We start from the raw sequence: 17,064 nt of genomic DNA on the forward strand, positions 1-17,064 counted from the left end.
CGAGGCCGGGCGCGTCGGGCCCCGATGGCGGCGCCCCGGCGGGGGAGGGACGACAAGGGCGAGGGGCGCGGCCCCGCGACGAGGTGTGCGCTCCTCCGCGGAGGAGAGGGCGGGGACCGGCCCGATCGCAGGAGGACTGCCGGAACCTGAGGCCCGTCTCCCGGCCCGTGGTCCGCGGGCGGGCCCCGTCCCCGGTGGCGGGCCGCCTCGCCGGCCGGTCGGGCGCCGGTCAGACGGGCAGCAGCCGGGAGACGAGTGCGCCGAGCTGGCGGGCGTTGCGGCACTCGTGCATCTCGACCAGTTCGGCGTAGGCGGGCGCGGCGGAGTCGCCGGTGCCCCACTGCGCGCGGGGCTCGGGGTTGAGCCAGTACGTCCGCCGGGCCCGCCGGGTGATCTCCCGCACGGCGGCCGGATGGGGGTCGCCGTAGTTGGTGCGGGCGTCCCCGAGGACGAACACCGTGGTGCGCGGACCCACCGCGGAGGCGTAGCGCTCCGCGAACTCGCCCAGCGAGACGCCGTAGTCGCTGCTTCCGTGGTAGCCGGTGAGCCGCGCCTCCTCCTGGATGCGGGCGCCCAGGCCCTCCGGGTCGGCCGTGCCGTGCCCGAGCAGTGCCGTGACCTCGTCGATCCGGTTGACGAAGGCGAAGACGCGGACCTTGCTGAACTGGTCGTGCAGCGCCTGCACCAGCAGCATCGTGAAGTCCGAGAAGCCGGAGACGGAGCCGGACACGTCGCACAGCAGCACCAGTTCGGGCCGCGCGGGGCGGCGCCGCCGCAGCACCGGCCGCATCGGCACCCCGCCCGTCGACAGGGAGCCGCGCACCGTGCGGCGCAGGTCGATCGAGCCACGGGCGGCGCGGCGTCGCCGTGCGGCCAGCCGGGTGGCCAGCTTCCGCGCCAGCGGCTGCACCGTCCGCCGCAGCTCGGCGAGCCGGTCCCGCCCGGCGTACAGGAAGTCGACCCGGTCCGCGCTCGGCGCGACCGCGCGGCGGGCGATCTCCTCGCGCCCCCGCCGCTCGGCGACCCGGCGCCGCGCCTCGGCGCCGACCTGACGGCGGAACATCTCGATCCGGCGCCGGATCTCGTCGTCGAGCAGCCGGTCGGCGAAGTCGCCGTCGCCCCGCTCGCCGCGGACGCCCGCCCGCACCCGGGCCAGCAGGGTCTGCGGACGGATCCGGTCCAGTGTCTGGTACGCCGACCAGCCGTCGGAGTCCGGTGAGGAGCCGTAGCCGCCGAAGCCGTCGACCGCCTCCGCCGCGAGCTGTTCCAGCCGGGCCGTGTCGCCCGCGGCCAGCGCCTCGGCCAGCCGGTCCCGCAGGTCCTCCCGGTCGGCGGCCGGCCCCTCGGGCGCGCCGACGACGCGCGGGAAGAAGAGGTCGAAGACCGGGTCGAACACCGCGCGCTGGGTGCCGCCGTGCAGCAGGGTGGCCGCCAGGCCCTCGCGCAGCAGCTCCCGGTCCGCCAGACCGAGCTCCCGGACCGCCCGCGCCGCGTCCACGCTCTCGCCGGTGCCGATGCGCAGGCCGTGCCCGCGCAGCGCGGCCACGAACCCGGTCAGCCGCTCCGCGACCCCGGCGGCGGGGGCGCCGGCGCTCACACGGCGTCCAGGTCGAGCTTGGCCGCCGCCCTCTGGAGGTCCTCCTGGTGCTTGAGCAGGACGCCGAGGCTGTCCCGTACGACGTCCTCGTCCAGGGTGGTGGCGCCGAGCGCCAGCAGGGTGCGCGCCCAGTCGATGGTCTCCGCGACCGAGGGGACCTTCCGCAGGTCCATCGCGCGCAGCGCGCCCACCACCCGCACCACCGATGCGGCCAGCGTCCCGTCGAGGCCCGGCACCTTCAGGCGTACGATCCTGCGCTCCAGCTCCTCGTCCGGGAAGCCGATGTGCAGGAACAGGCAGCGGCGGCGCAGTGCCTCGGACAGCTCGCGGGTGGCGTTGGAGGTGAGCACGACGAAGGGGCGGCGGGTCGCGGTGATGGTGCCCAGCTCGGGCACGGTGACCTGGAAGTCGCTGAGCACCTCCAGCAGCAGGCCCTCCATCTCGACGTCGGCCTTGTCCGTCTCGTCGATCAGCAGCACCTTGGGGTCGTCGCCGCGGATCGCCGTCAGCAGCGGCCGGGTCAGCAGGAACTCCTCGCCGAAGATGTCGGTGCGGGCCGCGTCCCAGCTCTCGTCGCGGCCCGCGCTGATGCGCAGCAGCTGCTTGGCGTGGTTCCACTCGTACAGTGCGCGCGACTCGTCGACGCCCTCGTAGCACTGCAGGCGGACCAGCCGGGCGCCGGACACCTCGGCCACCGCCTTGGCCAGCTCGGTCTTGCCGACCCCGGCGGGCCCCTCCACCAGCAGCGGCTTGCCGAGGCGGTCGGCGAGGAACACGGTGGTGGCGACCGCGGGCGAGGCGAGGTAGCCGGTCTCGGCGAGACGGGCGGAGACTTCGTCGACGGAGCGGAACAACAGGGCCTCCAGCGCGGTGCGGGCGATACGGCGTCCGAGTCACTATCTAAGCGCTTGTTCAGGCTGTCTGTCACGCGGATCGGCCCCGCACGCCCCTGCCCGCGGCGCCGCACGCTCCCGTCCGGACCCCCGCACCCCGTACGGGTCACCAGGACGCGCCGTCCGCGCCGCCCCTTTGCTGGAATGGACGCGTGACGGCGCCCCCGGACGACTGCCTCGCGCGCAACGAGTGGATCTGCGGTGCGTACCTGACCACCCGGCGCCACATCCTGCTGGACGCGGTCCTGCAGCACCTGCGGCTGACCGGCCTGGCCGTGCTCATCGGCCTGGCCCTCGCGGTCCCGCTGGCCGTCCTCGCCCGGCGCTGGGGATGGGCCGCCGGGCCCGTCCTGGGCGTCACCACCATCCTCTACACCATCCCGTCGCTCGCGATGTTCTCCCTGCTGCTGCCCCTCTACGGGCTCTCCGCGACCCTGGTCGTCGCCGGGCTCGTGCTCTACTCGCTGACCCTGCTGGTGCGCAACATCCTCGCGGGCCTGCGGGCGGTCCCCGAGGAGACCCGGCAGGCCGCGCGGGGCATGGGGTACGGGCCGGTCCGCCTGCTGCTGGCCGTCGAACTCCCGCTGGCCCTGCCCGCCGCGATGGCGGGCCTGCGCATCGCGGCCGTCTCGGCGGTCTCCCTGGTCACGGTCGGCGCGATCGTCGGCTTCGGCGGCCTCGGCAACCTCATCTACACGGGCATGAACACCTACTTCAAGGCCCAGGTGCTGACCGCCTCCGTGCTGTGCGTGCTGATCGCCGTCGCCGCCGACCTCCTGCTGCTGGGAGTGCAGCACCTCATCACCCCCTGGACCCGGGACGGCGGCCGATGAGCACCGTGACCGGCGCCTGGGACTGGCTCACCGACCCCGCCCACTGGTCCGGCGCCGACGGCGTCGCCCACCGCCTGCTCCAGCACGTCGTGCTCACCGCGGTGTGCCTGGCCGTCGCCTGCGCGATCGCGCTGCCCGTCGCCCTCGTCCTCGGCCACCTCGGCCGGGGCGGCGCCCTCGCCGTCAACATCTCCAACATCGGCCGCGCCGTCCCCACCTTCGCCGTGCTCGTCCTGCTGCTCCTGACCCCGGTCGGCAACTGGGGCGAGGGTCCCACGGTCGTCGCCCTGGTGCTGTTCGCCGTGCCGCCGCTGCTCACCAACGCCTACGTCGGCATGCGCGAGGTGGACCGCGGGGTCGTCCGGGCGGCCCGCGGGATGGGCATGACCGGACGGCAGAGCATGCTGCGCGTGGAGGTGCCGCTCGCCTCCCCGATGATCCTCAACGGGGTGCGCATCGCCGCCGTGCAGCTCGTGGCCACCGCCACGATCGCGGCGCTGGCGGGCGGCGGCGGACTGGGCAGGATCATCACCGCGGGATTCAACCTGGCGAGCACCCCGCAGGTCGTCGCCGGCGCCGTGCTCGTCGCCGCGCTGGCGCTGGTCGTGGAGGGCGTCTTCGAGATCGCCGAACGGCTGGGCCCCGCCTGGACGAGGAACCCGCGGTGAGGCGCGGGCCCGCGCCCCCGCGCCGCCGCCCGCGTGCAGGGGCCGCCGGGGCCCTGCCGCTCGCTGCCGTGCTGCTCCTGCCGGCCGCCTGCTCCACCGGGCCCTCCCTGGAGAACCGCGGGCGGGTCACGGCCCCGCCGGGCGACAGCCGCCACCTCACCGTCGGATCCGCCGGATTCACCGAGAGCGACCTGCTCGCCCAGATGTACGCACTGCTGCTGAACCAGGCCGGCTACCACACCTCCCTGATCACCGTCGCCAACCGCGAACTGTACGAACCCGCCCTGGAGTCCGGGCAGATCGACATCGTGCCCGAGTACGCGGCCACCCTCGCCGACTGGCTGAACGCCAAGGAGAACGGCCCCGGCGCACCCCCGGCCGGCTCGCCCGACCTCGGCACCACGATGAGCGCGCTGCGCCGGCTCGCCGCGCCCCGCGGCCTCACCGTGCTGGACCCCGGCCGCGCCGTCGACCAGAACGCGTTCGCGGTGAGCCGGGACTACGCACGGCAGCACCACCTGAGGACCCTCGGCGACGTCGGCGCCGCCGGCCTGAAGGTGCGCCTGGCGGCCGGTGACGAGTGCGTGCAACGGCCCTACTGCGCACCGGGACTGCGCCGGACGTACGGGATCGACGTCACCGGTGTGGACCCCAAGGGCGTCGGCACCACCCCGGCGAAGCAGGCCGTGCAGAGCGGCCGCGACCAGATGGTGCTGACCACCACCACGGACGCCACACTCGACGACTTCGGCCTGGTCCTGCTCACCGACGACCGGCACCTGCAGAACGCCGACTACGTCGTTCCCGTCGCCAACCGCGCCCGGGCCGGCGGCCCCGGCGTCGCCCGTGCCCTCGACCCGCTCGGCCGCGTCCTGACCACGGCCGACCTGGCCTTCCTGAACGAGAAGGTGGACAGCCGGCGCCGGTTGCCCGCCGACGTGGCCCGCACGTATCTGCGGCAGAAGGGCCTGCTGAAGTGACGCGTCCCGCGGCACGGGGGCCTGCGGAAGCGCGGGCCGCGGCCCGCGCCGGCGTCGACCCGCGCCCGGTGCGTCCCACGACCCGTGGCGGGCCGGAGCGGCGGCAGGCCGCCGCCTCCCTCCCCGGAGACGACGGCCTGCGACGGAACCGCGCGGCGCCGCGGCCTACTTGAACCAGTAGCGGACACCGTGGTGGTGCGAGCAGGTGCCCTGCGAGTGCTGCGAGTACGACACGGAGGCGTCCGTGCACTTCGCCGTCTCGTACCTGTCTCTCGGCTTCTGGTGGTGCGTCCATCCGCACAGCCCGGTGGTGTGGTGGCTGCAGTGGTGGGACGTGTTGGTGGACGGCAGAGTTGCCGCCGAGGCGTTCGGCGCCCCGAAGAAGACGGCGGCCATGGCCACCGCGACGGCCGGAGCCGCAAGACGTGCGCGCATAAGGATTCCCTCCCCCTTGAACGGAACAAGTGCAGCCGGAGTTTATAGTGATTTAAATGAATTACCGGCCGGTAGGGCGAAGATCCCTCGGTGTCAGGATTCGCTGAGGACGACGAGTTGGCGGGTCGCCCGGGTCATCGCGACATAGCGGTCGACCGCTCCCTCGACGCCGTCGCCGAACGCCTCCGGGGCGACGAGGACGACCAGGTCGAACTCGAGGCCCTTCGACAGCTCCGGTGTCAGCGACCGGACGCGCGGCCGCTCGCGGAACGCGGGGTCACCGATGACGCAGGCGGTCCCCTCGGCGTGCTCGGCGAGCCAGGCGTCGAGGATCCCGTGCAGGTCCGTGACGGATCCGTGGACGACGGGGATGCCGCTGCTGCGGACGGACGCCGGCACGTTGGCGTTCGGGAGCACCGCGCGCACGACCGGCTCCGCCTCCGCCATCACCTCCTGCGGCGTGCGGTAGTTGACGGTCAGCGAGGCCACCTCGACCCGGTCCAGACCGATCCGCCGGAGCCGCTCCCGCCACGACTCCGTGAACCCGTGCCGGGCCTGGGCGCGGTCCCCGACGACGGTGAAGCTCCGGGACGGGCAGCGCAGCAGCAGCATCTGCCACTCCGCGTCGGTCAGTTCCTGGGCCTCGTCCACGACGACGTGCCCGAACGGCCCGTCGAGGGGCTCCCGTACGGCGCTGGGCAGGGCGCTCTCGTCGACCAGGCTGTCGCGCAGGTCCTGCCCGAGGAGCATCGTCACCGCGCCCTCGCCGTCGTCGTCGGCCGCGAGCACGTTGTCGATGACGGCGGCCATGCGCGCGCGTTCGGCGGCCACGGAGGCGTCGCGCCGGCGTCTGAGCCGTGACGCCTCCGGATCGCCGAGCCGCCGCCGGGCCGCGTCCAGGAGCGGCAGGTCGGACACGGTCCAGGCCTGCGCCTGCGTGCGCTGCAGCCGGCGTACGTCGTCGGGGCCGAGCCAGGGCGCGCACAGCCGCAGGTACGCGGGGACCGACCACAGGTCCCCCACGAGGTCCGCCGCCTCCAGCAGCGGCCAGGCCCCGTTGAGGGTCACGGCCGGCTCCCGGTCGGGCCGGAGCGCCCTGCGGAACAGGTCGGGCGGGACCTCGCCGCCGTGCCGGTCCAGCAGGGTGTCGACGAGGGCGTCCCAGATCCGGTCGCGCGCCTCGTTGTGGGCGGTGCCCGGCTCCGGCGCCTCGAACGCCTCGGCCCAGTCGCCCGCGGTCAGCCGGACGTCGCCCCAGGGCGTCGTGACCGTCGTCCCCTCCGTCGGCGGCTCCTCGTAGAACCGGACGGCCGTCTCGATCGCCCGCACCATGTCCGCGGACGACTTGAGCCGCGCCACGGCCGGGTCCGCCTCGTCGGCCGCCCGGGTCCCCTCGGGGACGAGGTCCCGCAGGGTGCAGGTCCGCACCCCGTCCTCGCCGAGGCTGGGCAGGACGTCGGCCACGTACGCCAGATACGGCTGGTGCGGGCCCACGAACAGCACCCGCCCCCGCCGCCCGCGCAGCCGCGGGTCCGCGTGCAGGAGGTAGGCGGAGCGGTGCAGGGCGACGACGGTCTTGCCCGTGCCCGGTCCACCGTCCACGACCAGCGCGCCGCGCGATCCCGCCCGGATGACGGCGTCCTGGTCGGCCTGGATCGTGGCGAGCACGTCCCGCATCCGCTCCGACCGGCTGCCGGCCAGGTCGGCGATGAAGGCGGACTGGTCGTCGAGCGCGGCGCGCCGCTCCAGCCCGTCGGCGGTGAACACCTCGTCCCAGTAGTCGGCCACCCGGCCGCCGGTCCAGCGGTACCGGCGGCGGCTCGCCAGCCCCATCGGGTCGGCGTGCGTCGCCGCGAAGAACGGCTCGGCCGCCGGGGAGCGCCAGTCCACCAGCAGCCGGCGCCCGCTGCTGTCGGTGAGGCCGAGCCGGCCCACGTAGACGGGCTCGGAGCCGTCCGCGCCGGCCATGTGACCCAGGCACAGGTCCAGCCCGAAGCGCCGCAGCGTACGCAGGCGGGCGGTCAGCCGGTGGACCTCCGCGTCGCGGTCCATCGCCTCCCGGCCGGCGCCGCCGGGCGCCCGCAGCGTGGCGCCGAGCCGTTCGGACAGGTCGGCGATCGTCTCGTCGAGGCACGCGGCGATCGCCCCGAAGTGCTCCTCGTCCCGGGCGATCAGCGCCGGATCCGCCTTGGCGGACAGCCGGCCGGGCAGATCGAACGCGCTGCCGCCCGACGGCTTCCCGTCACCGGCTCCCGTGTCCTCGTACGACCCGTCGATCGACACAAGCGCACACACGTGGTGGTTCTCCTCATTTCGCGGGCTTCCGCAGTTTCCGGTCTCGGTCGGCGATTCTGCGCCACCCCCGGGGCCTTGCCGCAAGCCCCCCTGTGCGCTATACGTTGAGAGTGGCGAGGAGTGGGTTCTCCCTCCTGCGCCCGGCTTCCTCCACGGACGACCGGACCCCTCGCGCGGCGGCGTCCGCCGAAACGGCCCCTGCACGGCCCTCTGATTCCCCTACGGTCGGGACCCCCTGACTACGCGTCCGCCACCGAGTCCAGGCGTACCTCGCCGCGGGCCACCCCGCGGGCGTCCGCGTCCACCGAGCGGCGCAGGGCCTCATGGAGCCTGGACGGGGTGAGGACGCCGAGGAAGCGGGAGCCGTCCAGGACGGCGACCCAGCCGGCGTCGTGCTGGAGCATCACCCCGAACGCCTGCTTCAGGGGCGCGCCCACCGGCACCCACGCGTTCATCCGGTGCGCCTGGGGGCCCACCGGGCGCCCGTCGGCCAGGGCGTCCAGGCCGACCCAGCCGTGCAGGTCGCCGGAGGCGTCGAGCACGACCGCCCAGCGCGCGTCCGCCTCGCGCAGCCGGCCGGCCGCGGTCGCGGCGTCCTCGTCGAGGCGGACGACCGGCGGCTGCTCCAGGTCGCCGAGCTCGAGCGTGGTCACCGACAGCCGCTTCAGGCCGCGGTCCGCGCCGACGAACCCGGCGACGTAGGCGGTCGCCGGGCTGCCGAGGACCGCGCCGGGCGTGTCGAACTGCTCGATGCGTCCCTGGCCGAACACGGCGATGCGGTCGCCGAGCCGGACCGCCTCCTCGATGTCGTGCGTCACCAGCAGCACGGTCTTGCGGACGGTGTCCTGCATCCGCAGGAACTCGTCCTGCAACTGCTCCCGCACCACCGGGTCGACCGCCCCGAAGGGCTCGTCCATGAGCAGCACCGGCGGGTCCGCCGCCAGCGCCCGTGCGACCCCGACCCGCTGCCGCTGCCCGCCGGACAGCTGGTGCGGGTAGCGCGGCCCGTAACGGGCGGGGTCCAGCCCGACCAGGTCGAGCAGTTCGGCGGCCCGCGCCCGGGCCGTGGCCCTCTTCCAGCCCAGCAGGGCGGGCACGGTGGCGGTGTTGTCGAGCACCGTGCGGTGCGGGAAGAGGCCCGCCTGCTGGATGACGTAGCCGATCCTGCGGCGCAGCCGGACCGGGTCGACCGCCGCGACGTCCTCGCCGGCCACGAGGATCCGGCCCGCCGTGGGCTCGATCAGCCGGTTCACCATCATCAGGGTGGTGCTCTTGCCGCAGCCCGAGGGGCCGACGAGCGTGACCAGCTCGCCCTCGGACACCTCGAAGCTCAGGCCGTCCACGGCCGTGGTGCCGTCCGGGTACTCCTTGCCCACCTGCTCGAAGCGGATCATGTCCTCACGCTAACGGCGCCGCCCCGCCCCCGCTCCCGGACGGCGCCCCGGTGCCGCACCGGGGCGCACGGGGGCTCAGGCGGCCGGCTCCGGGGGCGGGCCGTCCCCGTCCGCGAGCAGCACCACGTCCAGTGCGCGCGGGCCGTGCACGCCCTCCACCCGGTCCAGCTCGATGTCGCTGGTCGCGGAGGGACCGGAGATCCACGTCAACGGGCGTGCCGGGTCCAGGCGTTCCAGGGCCTCGGGCACGGACGACACCACCTGCGCGGGGACCCGGACCACGCACACGTGGTGGTCCGGGACCAGTGTGATGCGCCGGCGGCCCTGGCCGGGGCCGCCGTCCAGGACGAGCGTCCCGGTCTCGGCGACCGCGACCGCGCAGCCGGTGACCACGCTGTCGATGCGGTCCAGCTCCCGCGGCGTGCTCTCCGGCCGGTCCGGCACGGCGGTCGCCGCCGCGGCCGCCAGCCAGCCCGGATCCAGTCCCGCGGGGACGACGACGGAGTCCGCGCCGCGGGCCGCGAGCAGCCGGGCGACCAGCTCCGGCAGTCCGGCCGGGTCCGTGCGGTGCACGTCCGCGCGGTAGTCGGCGAGGCGGGCGGCGAGCAGAGCGACCGTCCGCCCCGCGTCCGTGTCGCCGTGCCGCCGCAGGTAGGTGCGCGGGACCGCCTGTTCGTACGGCGTGTCGTCGCGCGGCACGTCCGCCAGGGCGCGCCGCACCCGGCCGAGGATCCGGTCCCTGCTGCTCATCGCGTGTCCTTTCCCGTGTCGCCGCCCGGACCCGGCCGGGCGGCGGCGGTGCCGCCGGCGCCGTAGATGCGCCGCCACCAGTCGCGGAACGGCTCCGCGGGCACCGCGGGCAGATCCCGGGAGGCGCTCCAGGCCCGGCCGGGTCCGGGCAGGGAGCGGGGCTGGAGGCGCCGGGCGCGCCCGGCGATCCGCTGACCGGTGCGCAGGGCCGCCGGACGGGTGAGCGCCCAGCGCGCCGCGCGCATCGCCGCCCGCTCCACGGCGTGCCCCCGGGCGGGCCGGAGCACCACCGTGCTGCCCTCCCGGGTCGCCCGCCCGCCCTCGGCGACCCGCTCGCGCAGGTGCACCAGCACCTCGGGGATGTCGATGGCGACCGGGCACACCTCGTAGCAGGCGCCGCACAGCGAGGACGCGTACGGCAGCGAGGCGTCCACGGCCGAGGCGGTGCCCCGCAGCTGCGGGCTGAGGATCGCGCCGATCGGCCCCGGGTAGACCGAGCCGTACGCGTGCCCGCCCGCCCGCTCGTACACCGGGCAGACGTTGAGGCAGGCCGAGCAGCGGATGCAGCGCAGGGCCTGCCGGCCGACCTCGTCGGCGAGCGTGTCGGTGCGGCCGTTGTCCAGCAGCACCAGGTGGAACTCCCGTGGCCCGTCGGCCGTTTCGGCGTCCGTGGTGCCGGTCCACATCGAGGTGTACGGGTTCATCCGCTCCGCCGTCGAGGAGCGGGGGAGGGTCTGCAGGAAGACCTCCAGGTCGCGCCAGGTCGGGACGATCTTCTCGATGCCGACGACCGAGATCAGCGTCTCGGGCAGGGTCAGGCACATCCGGCCGTTGCCCTCGGACTCCACGACCACCAGGGTGCCGGTCTCCGCGACGACGAAGTTCGCCCCGGAGACCCCGACCCGGGCCCGCAGGAACTTCTCCCGCAGGTGCAGCCGGGCCGCCTCGGCGAGGTCGGCGGGCTCGTCGGTCAGGCCGTCCGGGGCGGCCCGGCCCCACCGCCCCATCTCCGAGCGGAAGACGTCCCGGATCTCGCCCCGGTTGCGGTGGATGGCGGGCACCAGGATGTGCGAGGGCCGGTCCCGGCCCAACTGCACGATCAGCTCGGCGAGATCGGTCTCGTAGGCGCGGATGCCCTCGGCCTCCAGCGCCTCGTTGAGCCCGATCTCCTGGGTGGCCATCGACTTGACCTTGACGACCTCGCTCTCCCCGGTGGCCCTCACCAGGCCCGCCACGATCCGGTTGGCCTCGGTCGCGTCCGCCGCCCAGTGCACGGTGCCGCCCGCCGCGGTCACCGCCTCCTCCACCTGCACCAGGTAGCGGTCCAGGTGGCGCAGCGTGTGGTCCTTGATCCGGCGGCCCGCCTCCCGCAGCTCCGCCCAGTCGGGCAGTTCCGCGACCGCCTTCGCCCGCTTGGCGCGGATGGTGTGCGTGGCGTGGCGCAGGTTCCCCCGCAGGGTGCCGTCCTGCACGGCCGCCCGGGCGGCCACCGGGAACGCGGGGAAGGAGGGCATGCCCAGAAAGGTCTCACTCATACGGCCGGCTCCTTCTCGGTGCTCGCGAGGATCTCCGCCAGGTGCACCGGACGCACGTCGGAGCCCATTCGGGTCAGGGTGCCACCGAGGTGCATGAGGCAGGAGTTGTCGGCCGCGCACAGCACCGCCGCGCCCGTCGACTCCGCGTGGCGCACCTTGTCCGCCCCCATCGCCGCCGACACGTCGGGGTTCTTCACCGCGAAGGTGCCGCCGAAACCGCAGCACTCCTCCGCGCCGGGCAGCTCCACCAGATCCAGCCCGCGCACCGCGCGCAGGAGCCGCCCGGGCCGGTCGCCCAGGCCCAGCGCGCGCAGCCCGTGGCAGGTCGGATGGTAGGTCACCCGGTGCGGGTAGCACGCTCCCACGTCCGTCACCCCGAGCACGTCCACCAGGAACTCGGTGAGTTCGTACGTCCGCGGCACCACCGGCGCCAGCGCCGCCGCGAGCGTGTCCCCGCGGCCCTCGGCCCGCGCCCGCTCGCCGAGCCGCGGATACAGCTCCCGCACCATCGCCCCGCACGAACCGGACGGTGTCACGATCGCCTCGTAGCCGCGGAAGACGTCGGCGAAGCGCCGGGCGAGCGGCTCCGCCTCGTGCCGGTAGCCGGTGTTGTAGTGGGCCTGACCGCAACACGTCTGCCCCATCGGGAAGTCCACGTCCACCCCGAGCCTGGTCAGCAGTCTCACCACGGCGCGCCCGGTGTCCGGATAGAGCGTGTCGTTCACGCAGGTCAGGAACAGGGCGACACGCATCGCGGCTCCTCGTGGTCGACGACGGACGCAGGCAGCCTAATTTCCGCCGGGCGCGTGGGGCAGACCCCGGCGGCGGCGCGCCGCCCGGCGGTCCCGAACCGTCCGACCGATCGGCCTGGAGTGCGGTGCGGTGACGGCAGTGTGAAGTGCCGTGCGCCGCCCCCGTTCTCCCGGAGGTCCGCGACCGGTGACCCGGCCGGTGGGTGTCAAGGACGTCGTACGCGCCGCCGGCGTCTCCGCGGGCGCAGTCTCCCACGTCATCAACCGCCCCGAGAGCGTCGCCACCGGGACCCGGGCCCGGGTGCAGTCCGCCATCGTCGGCTAGGACGGCATCGAGTCCGCCGCCGCGGCGGCCCTCGGTGGCCGGCCCGCCCACTCCACGGGCCGGCCGCACGGCTGCTGCCGGAGGAGACCGAGGCGCAGCGCACGGGGACGGTGCACGAGCACCGGCGGGTCGTGCCGCGGCCGGAGCCGGTTGGTGCGCGTCTCCAGCGGTCCGGCGCTGCGGTCCCCCGTTCGGCGCCGTGCGTGATCCCGGCGCCCCTGCGGCCGCCGGCGATGTGCTGAACTGTGTCGCGTCCCGTCCGTACGTCCCGGGAGACCTCTTGACCGGCAGCTACCGCCAGCCCGGCGTCGTCCTCACCGACCGCCGCTTCACCGTGCCCCTCGACCACGACGACCCGGCGGGGGAGACGATCGAGCTCTACGCGCGGGAGGTCGTCGCCCGGGACCGGGCCGGCCAGGACCTGCCGTGGCTGGTCTACCTCCAGGGCGGTCCGGGGTTCGGGGCGAATCGTTTCGTCGGACGGCAGGCCTGGCTCGGCCGCGCCCTGGAGGAGTACCGCGTACTGCTGCTCGACCAGCGCGGCACCGGCCACTCCACCCCCGCCAACCGCCAGACCCTGCCGCTGCGCGGCGGCCCCGCCGAACAGGCCGCCCACCTCGCCCACTTCCGCGCCGACGCGATCGTGCGCGACTGCGAGGCCGTCCGCCCGGAGGTCACCGGGGGCGCACCCTGGACGGTGCTCGGCCAGAGCTTCGGCGGATTCTGCACCGTGACCTACCTGTCCACCCACCCCGAGGGCCTCAGCGCCGCCCTCCTGACCGGTGGACTGCCGTCCCTCGACGCCCACGCCGACGACGTGTACCGGGCCGCCTACCCCCGGATCGAGCGCAAGGTCGCCGCGCACTACGCCCGTTACCCGCAGGACGTCGAGCGCGCCCGCCGCATCGCCGACCATCTCCTCACCCACGACGTCGTCCTGCCGAACGGCTACCGTCTCACCGCCGAGGCGTTCCAGTCCCTCGGCATCCTGCTCGGCGGCGCGGACGGCAGCCACCGCCTGCACTTCCTGCTGGAGCAGGCCTTCGTCCGCACCGCCCGGGGCCCCGCCCTGTCCGACGCCTTCCAGGAGGAGGTCCAGGGCCTGCTGTCGTACGCCGGACACCCCCTGTACGCCCTCGTCCACGAGGCGATCTACGGCCAGGGGTCCCGCCCCACCGCCTGGGCGGCGGAACGCGTCCGCGCCGAGTTCCCGCAGTTCGACGCCGCGAAGGCACTCGCGGGCGACGGACCGCTGCTCTTCACCGGCGAGTCCGTGCACCCGTGGACCTTCGACTGCGACCCGGCGCTGCGCCCGCTGCGCGAGACCGCGGAGCTGCTCGCGGCCCGCACCGACTGGCCCGCCCTCTACGACCCGGCCCGGCTGGCGGCCAACGAGGTCCCCGTCGCCGCCGCCGTCTACCACGACGACATGTACGTCGACACGGCCCACTCCCTCGCCACCGCCCGCGCCGTGCGCGGCCTGCGGACCTGTGTCACCGACGAGTTCGAGCACGACGGGGTGCGGGCCGGCGGCCCCCGCGTCCTGGACCGGCTGCTGGCGCTGGCCCGCGACGACGTGTGAGCCACGGGGCCGACGCCGGGAGCGCCGGAGCGGGTGAGGCGCCGTGGTGAGGTGCCGGGCGTGCCCGGTTTCGCGTCGGCGGTCCGGCCCGGCCGGGCGGGCGTCACCGCCGGGCCGGTACGGGGGACGGCCCCGTCCGAAGGAGCCGCGGTGCAACGCCGTCGGGCGGTTCGTGGTTCGCGGGCGGACCCGGAATCCCGGGGCCGACGGGCTGCCGGCTCCGTCGGCCCGCCGGGCCCGCGCGGCGCCCGCGGCCGGGGCGCGCTGCTCCGCCGCCGCCCCGCTCGACCGCCTAGGATGATCGCGACGGACGGGGGACCTGTGAACGACACGGAAGTGCTGGCACGCAGTTTCGAGGAGCACCGCGGCCATCTGCGCGCAGTGGCCTACCGGATGCTCGGGTCGCTGTCCGAGGCCGAGGACGCCGTGCAGGAGACCTGGCTGCGGCTCGGCCGCACCGACGCCGGGACCATCGACAACCTCGGCGGCTGGCTGACCACCGTCGTCGGCCGGGTCTGCCTCGACGCGCTGCGCTCGCGCACCGCCCGCCGGGAGCAGCCGATGGACGACACCTTCGTCCCCGACCCCGTGGTCCGGCCCCTGTCCGGGACCGACCCGGAGCAGGAGGCGCTGCGCACCGACGAGGTCGGGCTCGCCCTCCTCGTCGTGCTGCACACCCTGGAGCCGGCCGAGCGGCTCGCGTTCGTGCTGCACGACATGTTCGCCGTGCCCTTCGACGACATCGCGCCGATCCTGGAGCGCAGTTCCGCCGCGACGCGGCAGCTCGCCAGCCGGGCCCGGCGCCGGGTGCGCGTCCCGGGCCCCGCCGTCGAGCCCGACCTCGGCCGCCAGCGGGAGGTCCTGGACGCCTTCCTCGCCGCCTCGCGCGCCGGAGACTTCGAGGGGCTGCTCGCGCTGCTCCACCCCGACGCGGTGCTGCGGGTCGACTCCGGTGCCCTGGTGCGGGGCGCGGCCGCGTCCAAGCTGGTGCACGGCGCCCGGCCGATGGCCGAACAGGCCGTCCTCTTCCACCGGTTCAGCCGATTCGCGCACCCGGCACTCGTCAACGGTGCGCTCGGCTACGTCACCGCGCCCGAGGGGCGGCCGATGTCGGTCACGAGCTTCACCGTCGCCGACGGCCGGATCACCGGCATGTACATCCTGGCCGACCCGGCACGACTGGAGCAGCTGCACCTCCCCGGACTCTACGCATGAACCGCACCCCGGGCCGGAGCGGCTCGCCCTGCTCGCCCGCCGCCCCGCCCCGGTGCTCGTGCTCGCGGGCGAGTGCGAACTCGACTCCCGGCCCGCCGCGACGGCCGCGTACGCCGGACCGTTCCCCGACGCCGGGACGGCCGTCCAGGCCGGTGCCGGGCCCCACCCGTGGCGCCGCCACCCGGCGGCCCGCGGCAAGGCTGCCGGCGCCTTCCCGGACGGGGCGCCGTCCCGTCCGTGCCGGGTGTCAGTCGACCGCCGGGTGCACCGGGCAGCGGCCGGCCGGGTCGTTGTCCTCGGAGGCCGACGGCACCGGGGCGTCGGCCGCGGCAGGCACCGGGGCGCCGGCCGCGGCCCCGGAGGCGGGCGTCCGGCGCTCCAGGCGCAGCCGCAGCCCGTCCGGCATGAGCGTGAGGCGCTCGGTCACCCGCAGCCGGTAGTCCGGGTCGGCGTGCAGGTCGTAGCGGCGCAGCAGCAGGCCGAGCACCAGGGTCGCCTCGTGCAGCGCGAACTGGCGGCCGATGCAGGCGCGGGCACCCGTGCCGAACGGCTTGAAGACGTGCGGTGGCCGGGCCCGCACGGCCCGCGCGTCGAACCGGTCCGGGTCGAAGCGCTCGGCGTCCGGGCCCCACACCTCCGGGTCGCGGTGCAGCATGGCGACCAGGACCAGTGTCCAGGCGCCCCGGAGCATCGGATGCTCGCCGGCCAGCAGTGTGTCCTCGCGCGCCTCCCGGGCGAAGGCGGGCGCGGTCGGCCACAGCCGCAGTGTCTCGTCCAGCACCCGGCGCACGTAGCGCAGCTTGGCCACCTGCTCGTAGCCGGGCGGGCCCTGCCCCCAGACCCGGTCGACCTCGGCGCGGGCGCGGGCGGCCACGTCGGGGTGCCGGGCGAGGTGGTGCAGGGCGAAGGACAGCGCACCCGAGGTGGTCTCGTGGCCCGCCACCAGGAAGGTGATGACCTGGCGGCGCACGTTCTCCGGGGAGAGGTGCTCGCCGGTGACGGGGTGGGGGGTCTCCAGCATCCGGTCCAGCAGGTCCCCCGCGCCGCCACCGGCCGTGCGGCGGGCGGCGACGAGGTCGTCCACCGTGCGGTTGAGCAGGCCGATGTCGGCGGCGTTGCGCCGGCTCGCGCCGCGCAGCAGCAGCGGGGCCAGCACGGCCGGGACGGTGTTGAGGCGCTGAGCGTGGCGCAGGGTCCCGACCATCGCGGTGACGAACGGGTGCGGGCGGTCGCGGTCGAAGGAGCCGAAGTCGTGGCCGAAACCGGTGCCGGCGATCGTCTCCAGCGTCAGCCGGGTCATGTCCCCGGGCACGTCCACGGTGTCGCCCGCGGACACCGCGCGGTCCCAGTGACCGGTGAGCCGTGCGGCCGCCTGCAGCATCACCGGGTGGTAGGCCGCCATGGCCTCGCGGCTGAAGCCGGGGGCCAGCACGTCGTGCGCCAGCTGCCAGTTGGGCTCGTGGTTGTAGGCGGTGAAGAGCCCGTCCCCGGCGAGCGGGCGCAGGTTGGCGACGCCGAGGCCCACGTGCTTGGCGAAGCGGGTCTCGTCGGCCAGGTCCGCGGCGAGCCGGGCGCCCCAGGTGAAGACGAACTCGTTGCCGAAGGCGCGGCGGCGGAAGATCGGGCCGAGCCGCCGGGCCAGGCGCATCGAGTCCTGCACGGGCGTGCGCCGGTCGACCCCGAGCACGTCGCCGAGCAGCGGGACGCGGTGCGGCGGGTGCGGGATGCGGTGCAGTGCGGGCCAGCCCAGCTCCGCGCTGCGGAATCCCCCGGTCCGGCCGGCGTCGGTCTTCGTCTCCGCCATGACGCG

General features: G+C 75.3%; 14 protein-coding genes and 1 pseudogene. 6 read left to right on the forward strand and 9 right to left on the reverse strand.

Annotation, left to right across the window (positions count from 1 at the left end; translation table 11 throughout):
- Positions 1–229 precede the first annotated feature (229 nt).
- The gene (locus tag P3H78_RS09765) at positions 230–1,597 is read right to left on the reverse strand and encodes a vWA domain-containing protein (protein ID WP_276108472.1); all 1,368 of its coding nucleotides are present in this window, start codon (positions 1,595–1,597) and stop codon (positions 230–232) included.
- Positions 1,594–2,451, reverse strand: coding sequence for an AAA family ATPase (locus P3H78_RS09770; protein ID WP_276108473.1), 858 nt, complete (start codon positions 2,449–2,451; stop codon positions 1,594–1,596). Before P3H78_RS09770 ends, P3H78_RS09765 begins: the two co-directional genes overlap by 4 nt.
- Positions 2,452–2,642: 191 nt before the next feature.
- Here P3H78_RS09770 and P3H78_RS09775 point away from each other — a divergent pair, with 191 nt between their 5' ends.
- The 3 genes from P3H78_RS09775 to P3H78_RS09785 are packed head-to-tail and all read left to right on the forward strand — an operon-like array spanning position 2,643 to position 4,971.
- Complete coding sequence (locus P3H78_RS09775) at positions 2,643–3,323, forward strand: ABC transporter permease (protein WP_276108474.1); 681 nt, start codon at positions 2,643–2,645, stop codon at positions 3,321–3,323.
- Positions 3,320–3,991, forward strand: coding sequence for an ABC transporter permease (locus P3H78_RS09780; protein WP_276108475.1), 672 nt, complete (start codon positions 3,320–3,322; stop codon positions 3,989–3,991). Before P3H78_RS09775 ends, P3H78_RS09780 begins: the two co-directional genes overlap by 4 nt.
- Before the next feature lie 53 nt (positions 3,992–4,044).
- Positions 4,045–4,971, forward strand: coding sequence for an ABC transporter substrate-binding protein (locus P3H78_RS09785; protein WP_276108782.1), 927 nt, complete (start codon positions 4,045–4,047; stop codon positions 4,969–4,971).
- A gap of 165 nt (positions 4,972–5,136) precedes the next feature.
- Here the strand turns inward: P3H78_RS09785 and P3H78_RS09790 are convergent, their stop codons facing one another.
- From P3H78_RS09790 to P3H78_RS09815, 6 genes are all read right to left on the reverse strand, one after another.
- Complete coding sequence (locus P3H78_RS09790; protein WP_276108476.1) at positions 5,137–5,406, reverse strand: DUF3761 domain-containing protein; 270 nt, start codon at positions 5,404–5,406, stop codon at positions 5,137–5,139.
- 93 nt (positions 5,407–5,499) lie between these two features.
- Positions 5,500–7,683 carry an RNA polymerase recycling motor ATPase HelR gene (gene helR, locus P3H78_RS09795; RefSeq protein ID WP_276108783.1) on the reverse strand — a complete coding sequence of 728 codons (2,184 nt, stop codon included), beginning with the start codon at positions 7,681–7,683 and terminating at the stop codon, positions 5,500–5,502.
- A 257-nt stretch (positions 7,684–7,940) separates the two neighbouring features.
- Positions 7,941–9,095, reverse strand: a complete 1,155-nt coding sequence (locus P3H78_RS09800) for an ABC transporter ATP-binding protein (protein ID WP_276108477.1) — start codon at positions 9,093–9,095, stop codon at positions 7,941–7,943.
- Positions 9,096–9,170: 75 nt separating this feature from the next.
- A complete protein-coding gene (locus tag P3H78_RS09805; protein WP_276108478.1) occupies positions 9,171–9,845 on the reverse strand; it encodes a LutC/YkgG family protein in 675 nt (224 codons plus the stop codon).
- Complete coding sequence (locus P3H78_RS09810) at positions 9,842–11,380, reverse strand: LutB/LldF family L-lactate oxidation iron-sulfur protein (RefSeq protein ID WP_276108479.1); 1,539 nt, start codon at positions 11,378–11,380, stop codon at positions 9,842–9,844. The genes P3H78_RS09805 and P3H78_RS09810 overlap by 4 nt, the downstream gene beginning before the upstream one ends.
- Positions 11,377–12,132 carry a (Fe-S)-binding protein gene (locus P3H78_RS09815; protein ID WP_276108480.1) on the reverse strand — a complete coding sequence of 252 codons (756 nt, stop codon included), beginning with the start codon at positions 12,130–12,132 and terminating at the stop codon, positions 11,377–11,379. Before P3H78_RS09815 ends, P3H78_RS09810 begins: the two co-directional genes overlap by 4 nt.
- Positions 12,133–12,319: 187 nt before the next feature.
- On the opposite strand from P3H78_RS09815, the pseudogene P3H78_RS09820 reads away from it, so the two are divergent.
- From P3H78_RS09820 to sigJ, 3 genes and pseudogenes are all read left to right on the forward strand, one after another.
- Positions 12,320–12,448, forward strand: a pseudogene (locus tag P3H78_RS09820) (LacI family DNA-binding transcriptional regulator); the annotation flags it as partial.
- Between the two features lie 289 nt (positions 12,449–12,737).
- Complete coding sequence (locus tag P3H78_RS09825; protein WP_276108481.1) at positions 12,738–14,039, forward strand: alpha/beta fold hydrolase; 1,302 nt, start codon at positions 12,738–12,740, stop codon at positions 14,037–14,039.
- Positions 14,040–14,360: 321 nt separating this feature from the next.
- Positions 14,361–15,254: an RNA polymerase sigma factor SigJ gene (sigJ, locus tag P3H78_RS09830; RefSeq protein WP_276108482.1), complete on the forward strand. Its 894-nt coding sequence runs from the start codon at positions 14,361–14,363 to the stop codon at positions 15,252–15,254.
- Between the two features lie 247 nt (positions 15,255–15,501).
- Here the strand turns inward: sigJ and P3H78_RS09835 are convergent, their stop codons facing one another.
- Positions 15,502–17,058, reverse strand: coding sequence for a cytochrome P450 (locus P3H78_RS09835; RefSeq protein ID WP_276108483.1), 1,557 nt, complete (start codon positions 17,056–17,058; stop codon positions 15,502–15,504).
- Between the last annotated feature and the right edge of the window lie 6 nt (positions 17,059–17,064).

The organism is Streptomyces tropicalis (assembly GCF_029269835.1).
Classification (GTDB): Bacteria; Actinomycetota; Actinomycetes; order Streptomycetales; family Streptomycetaceae; genus Streptomyces; species Streptomyces tropicalis.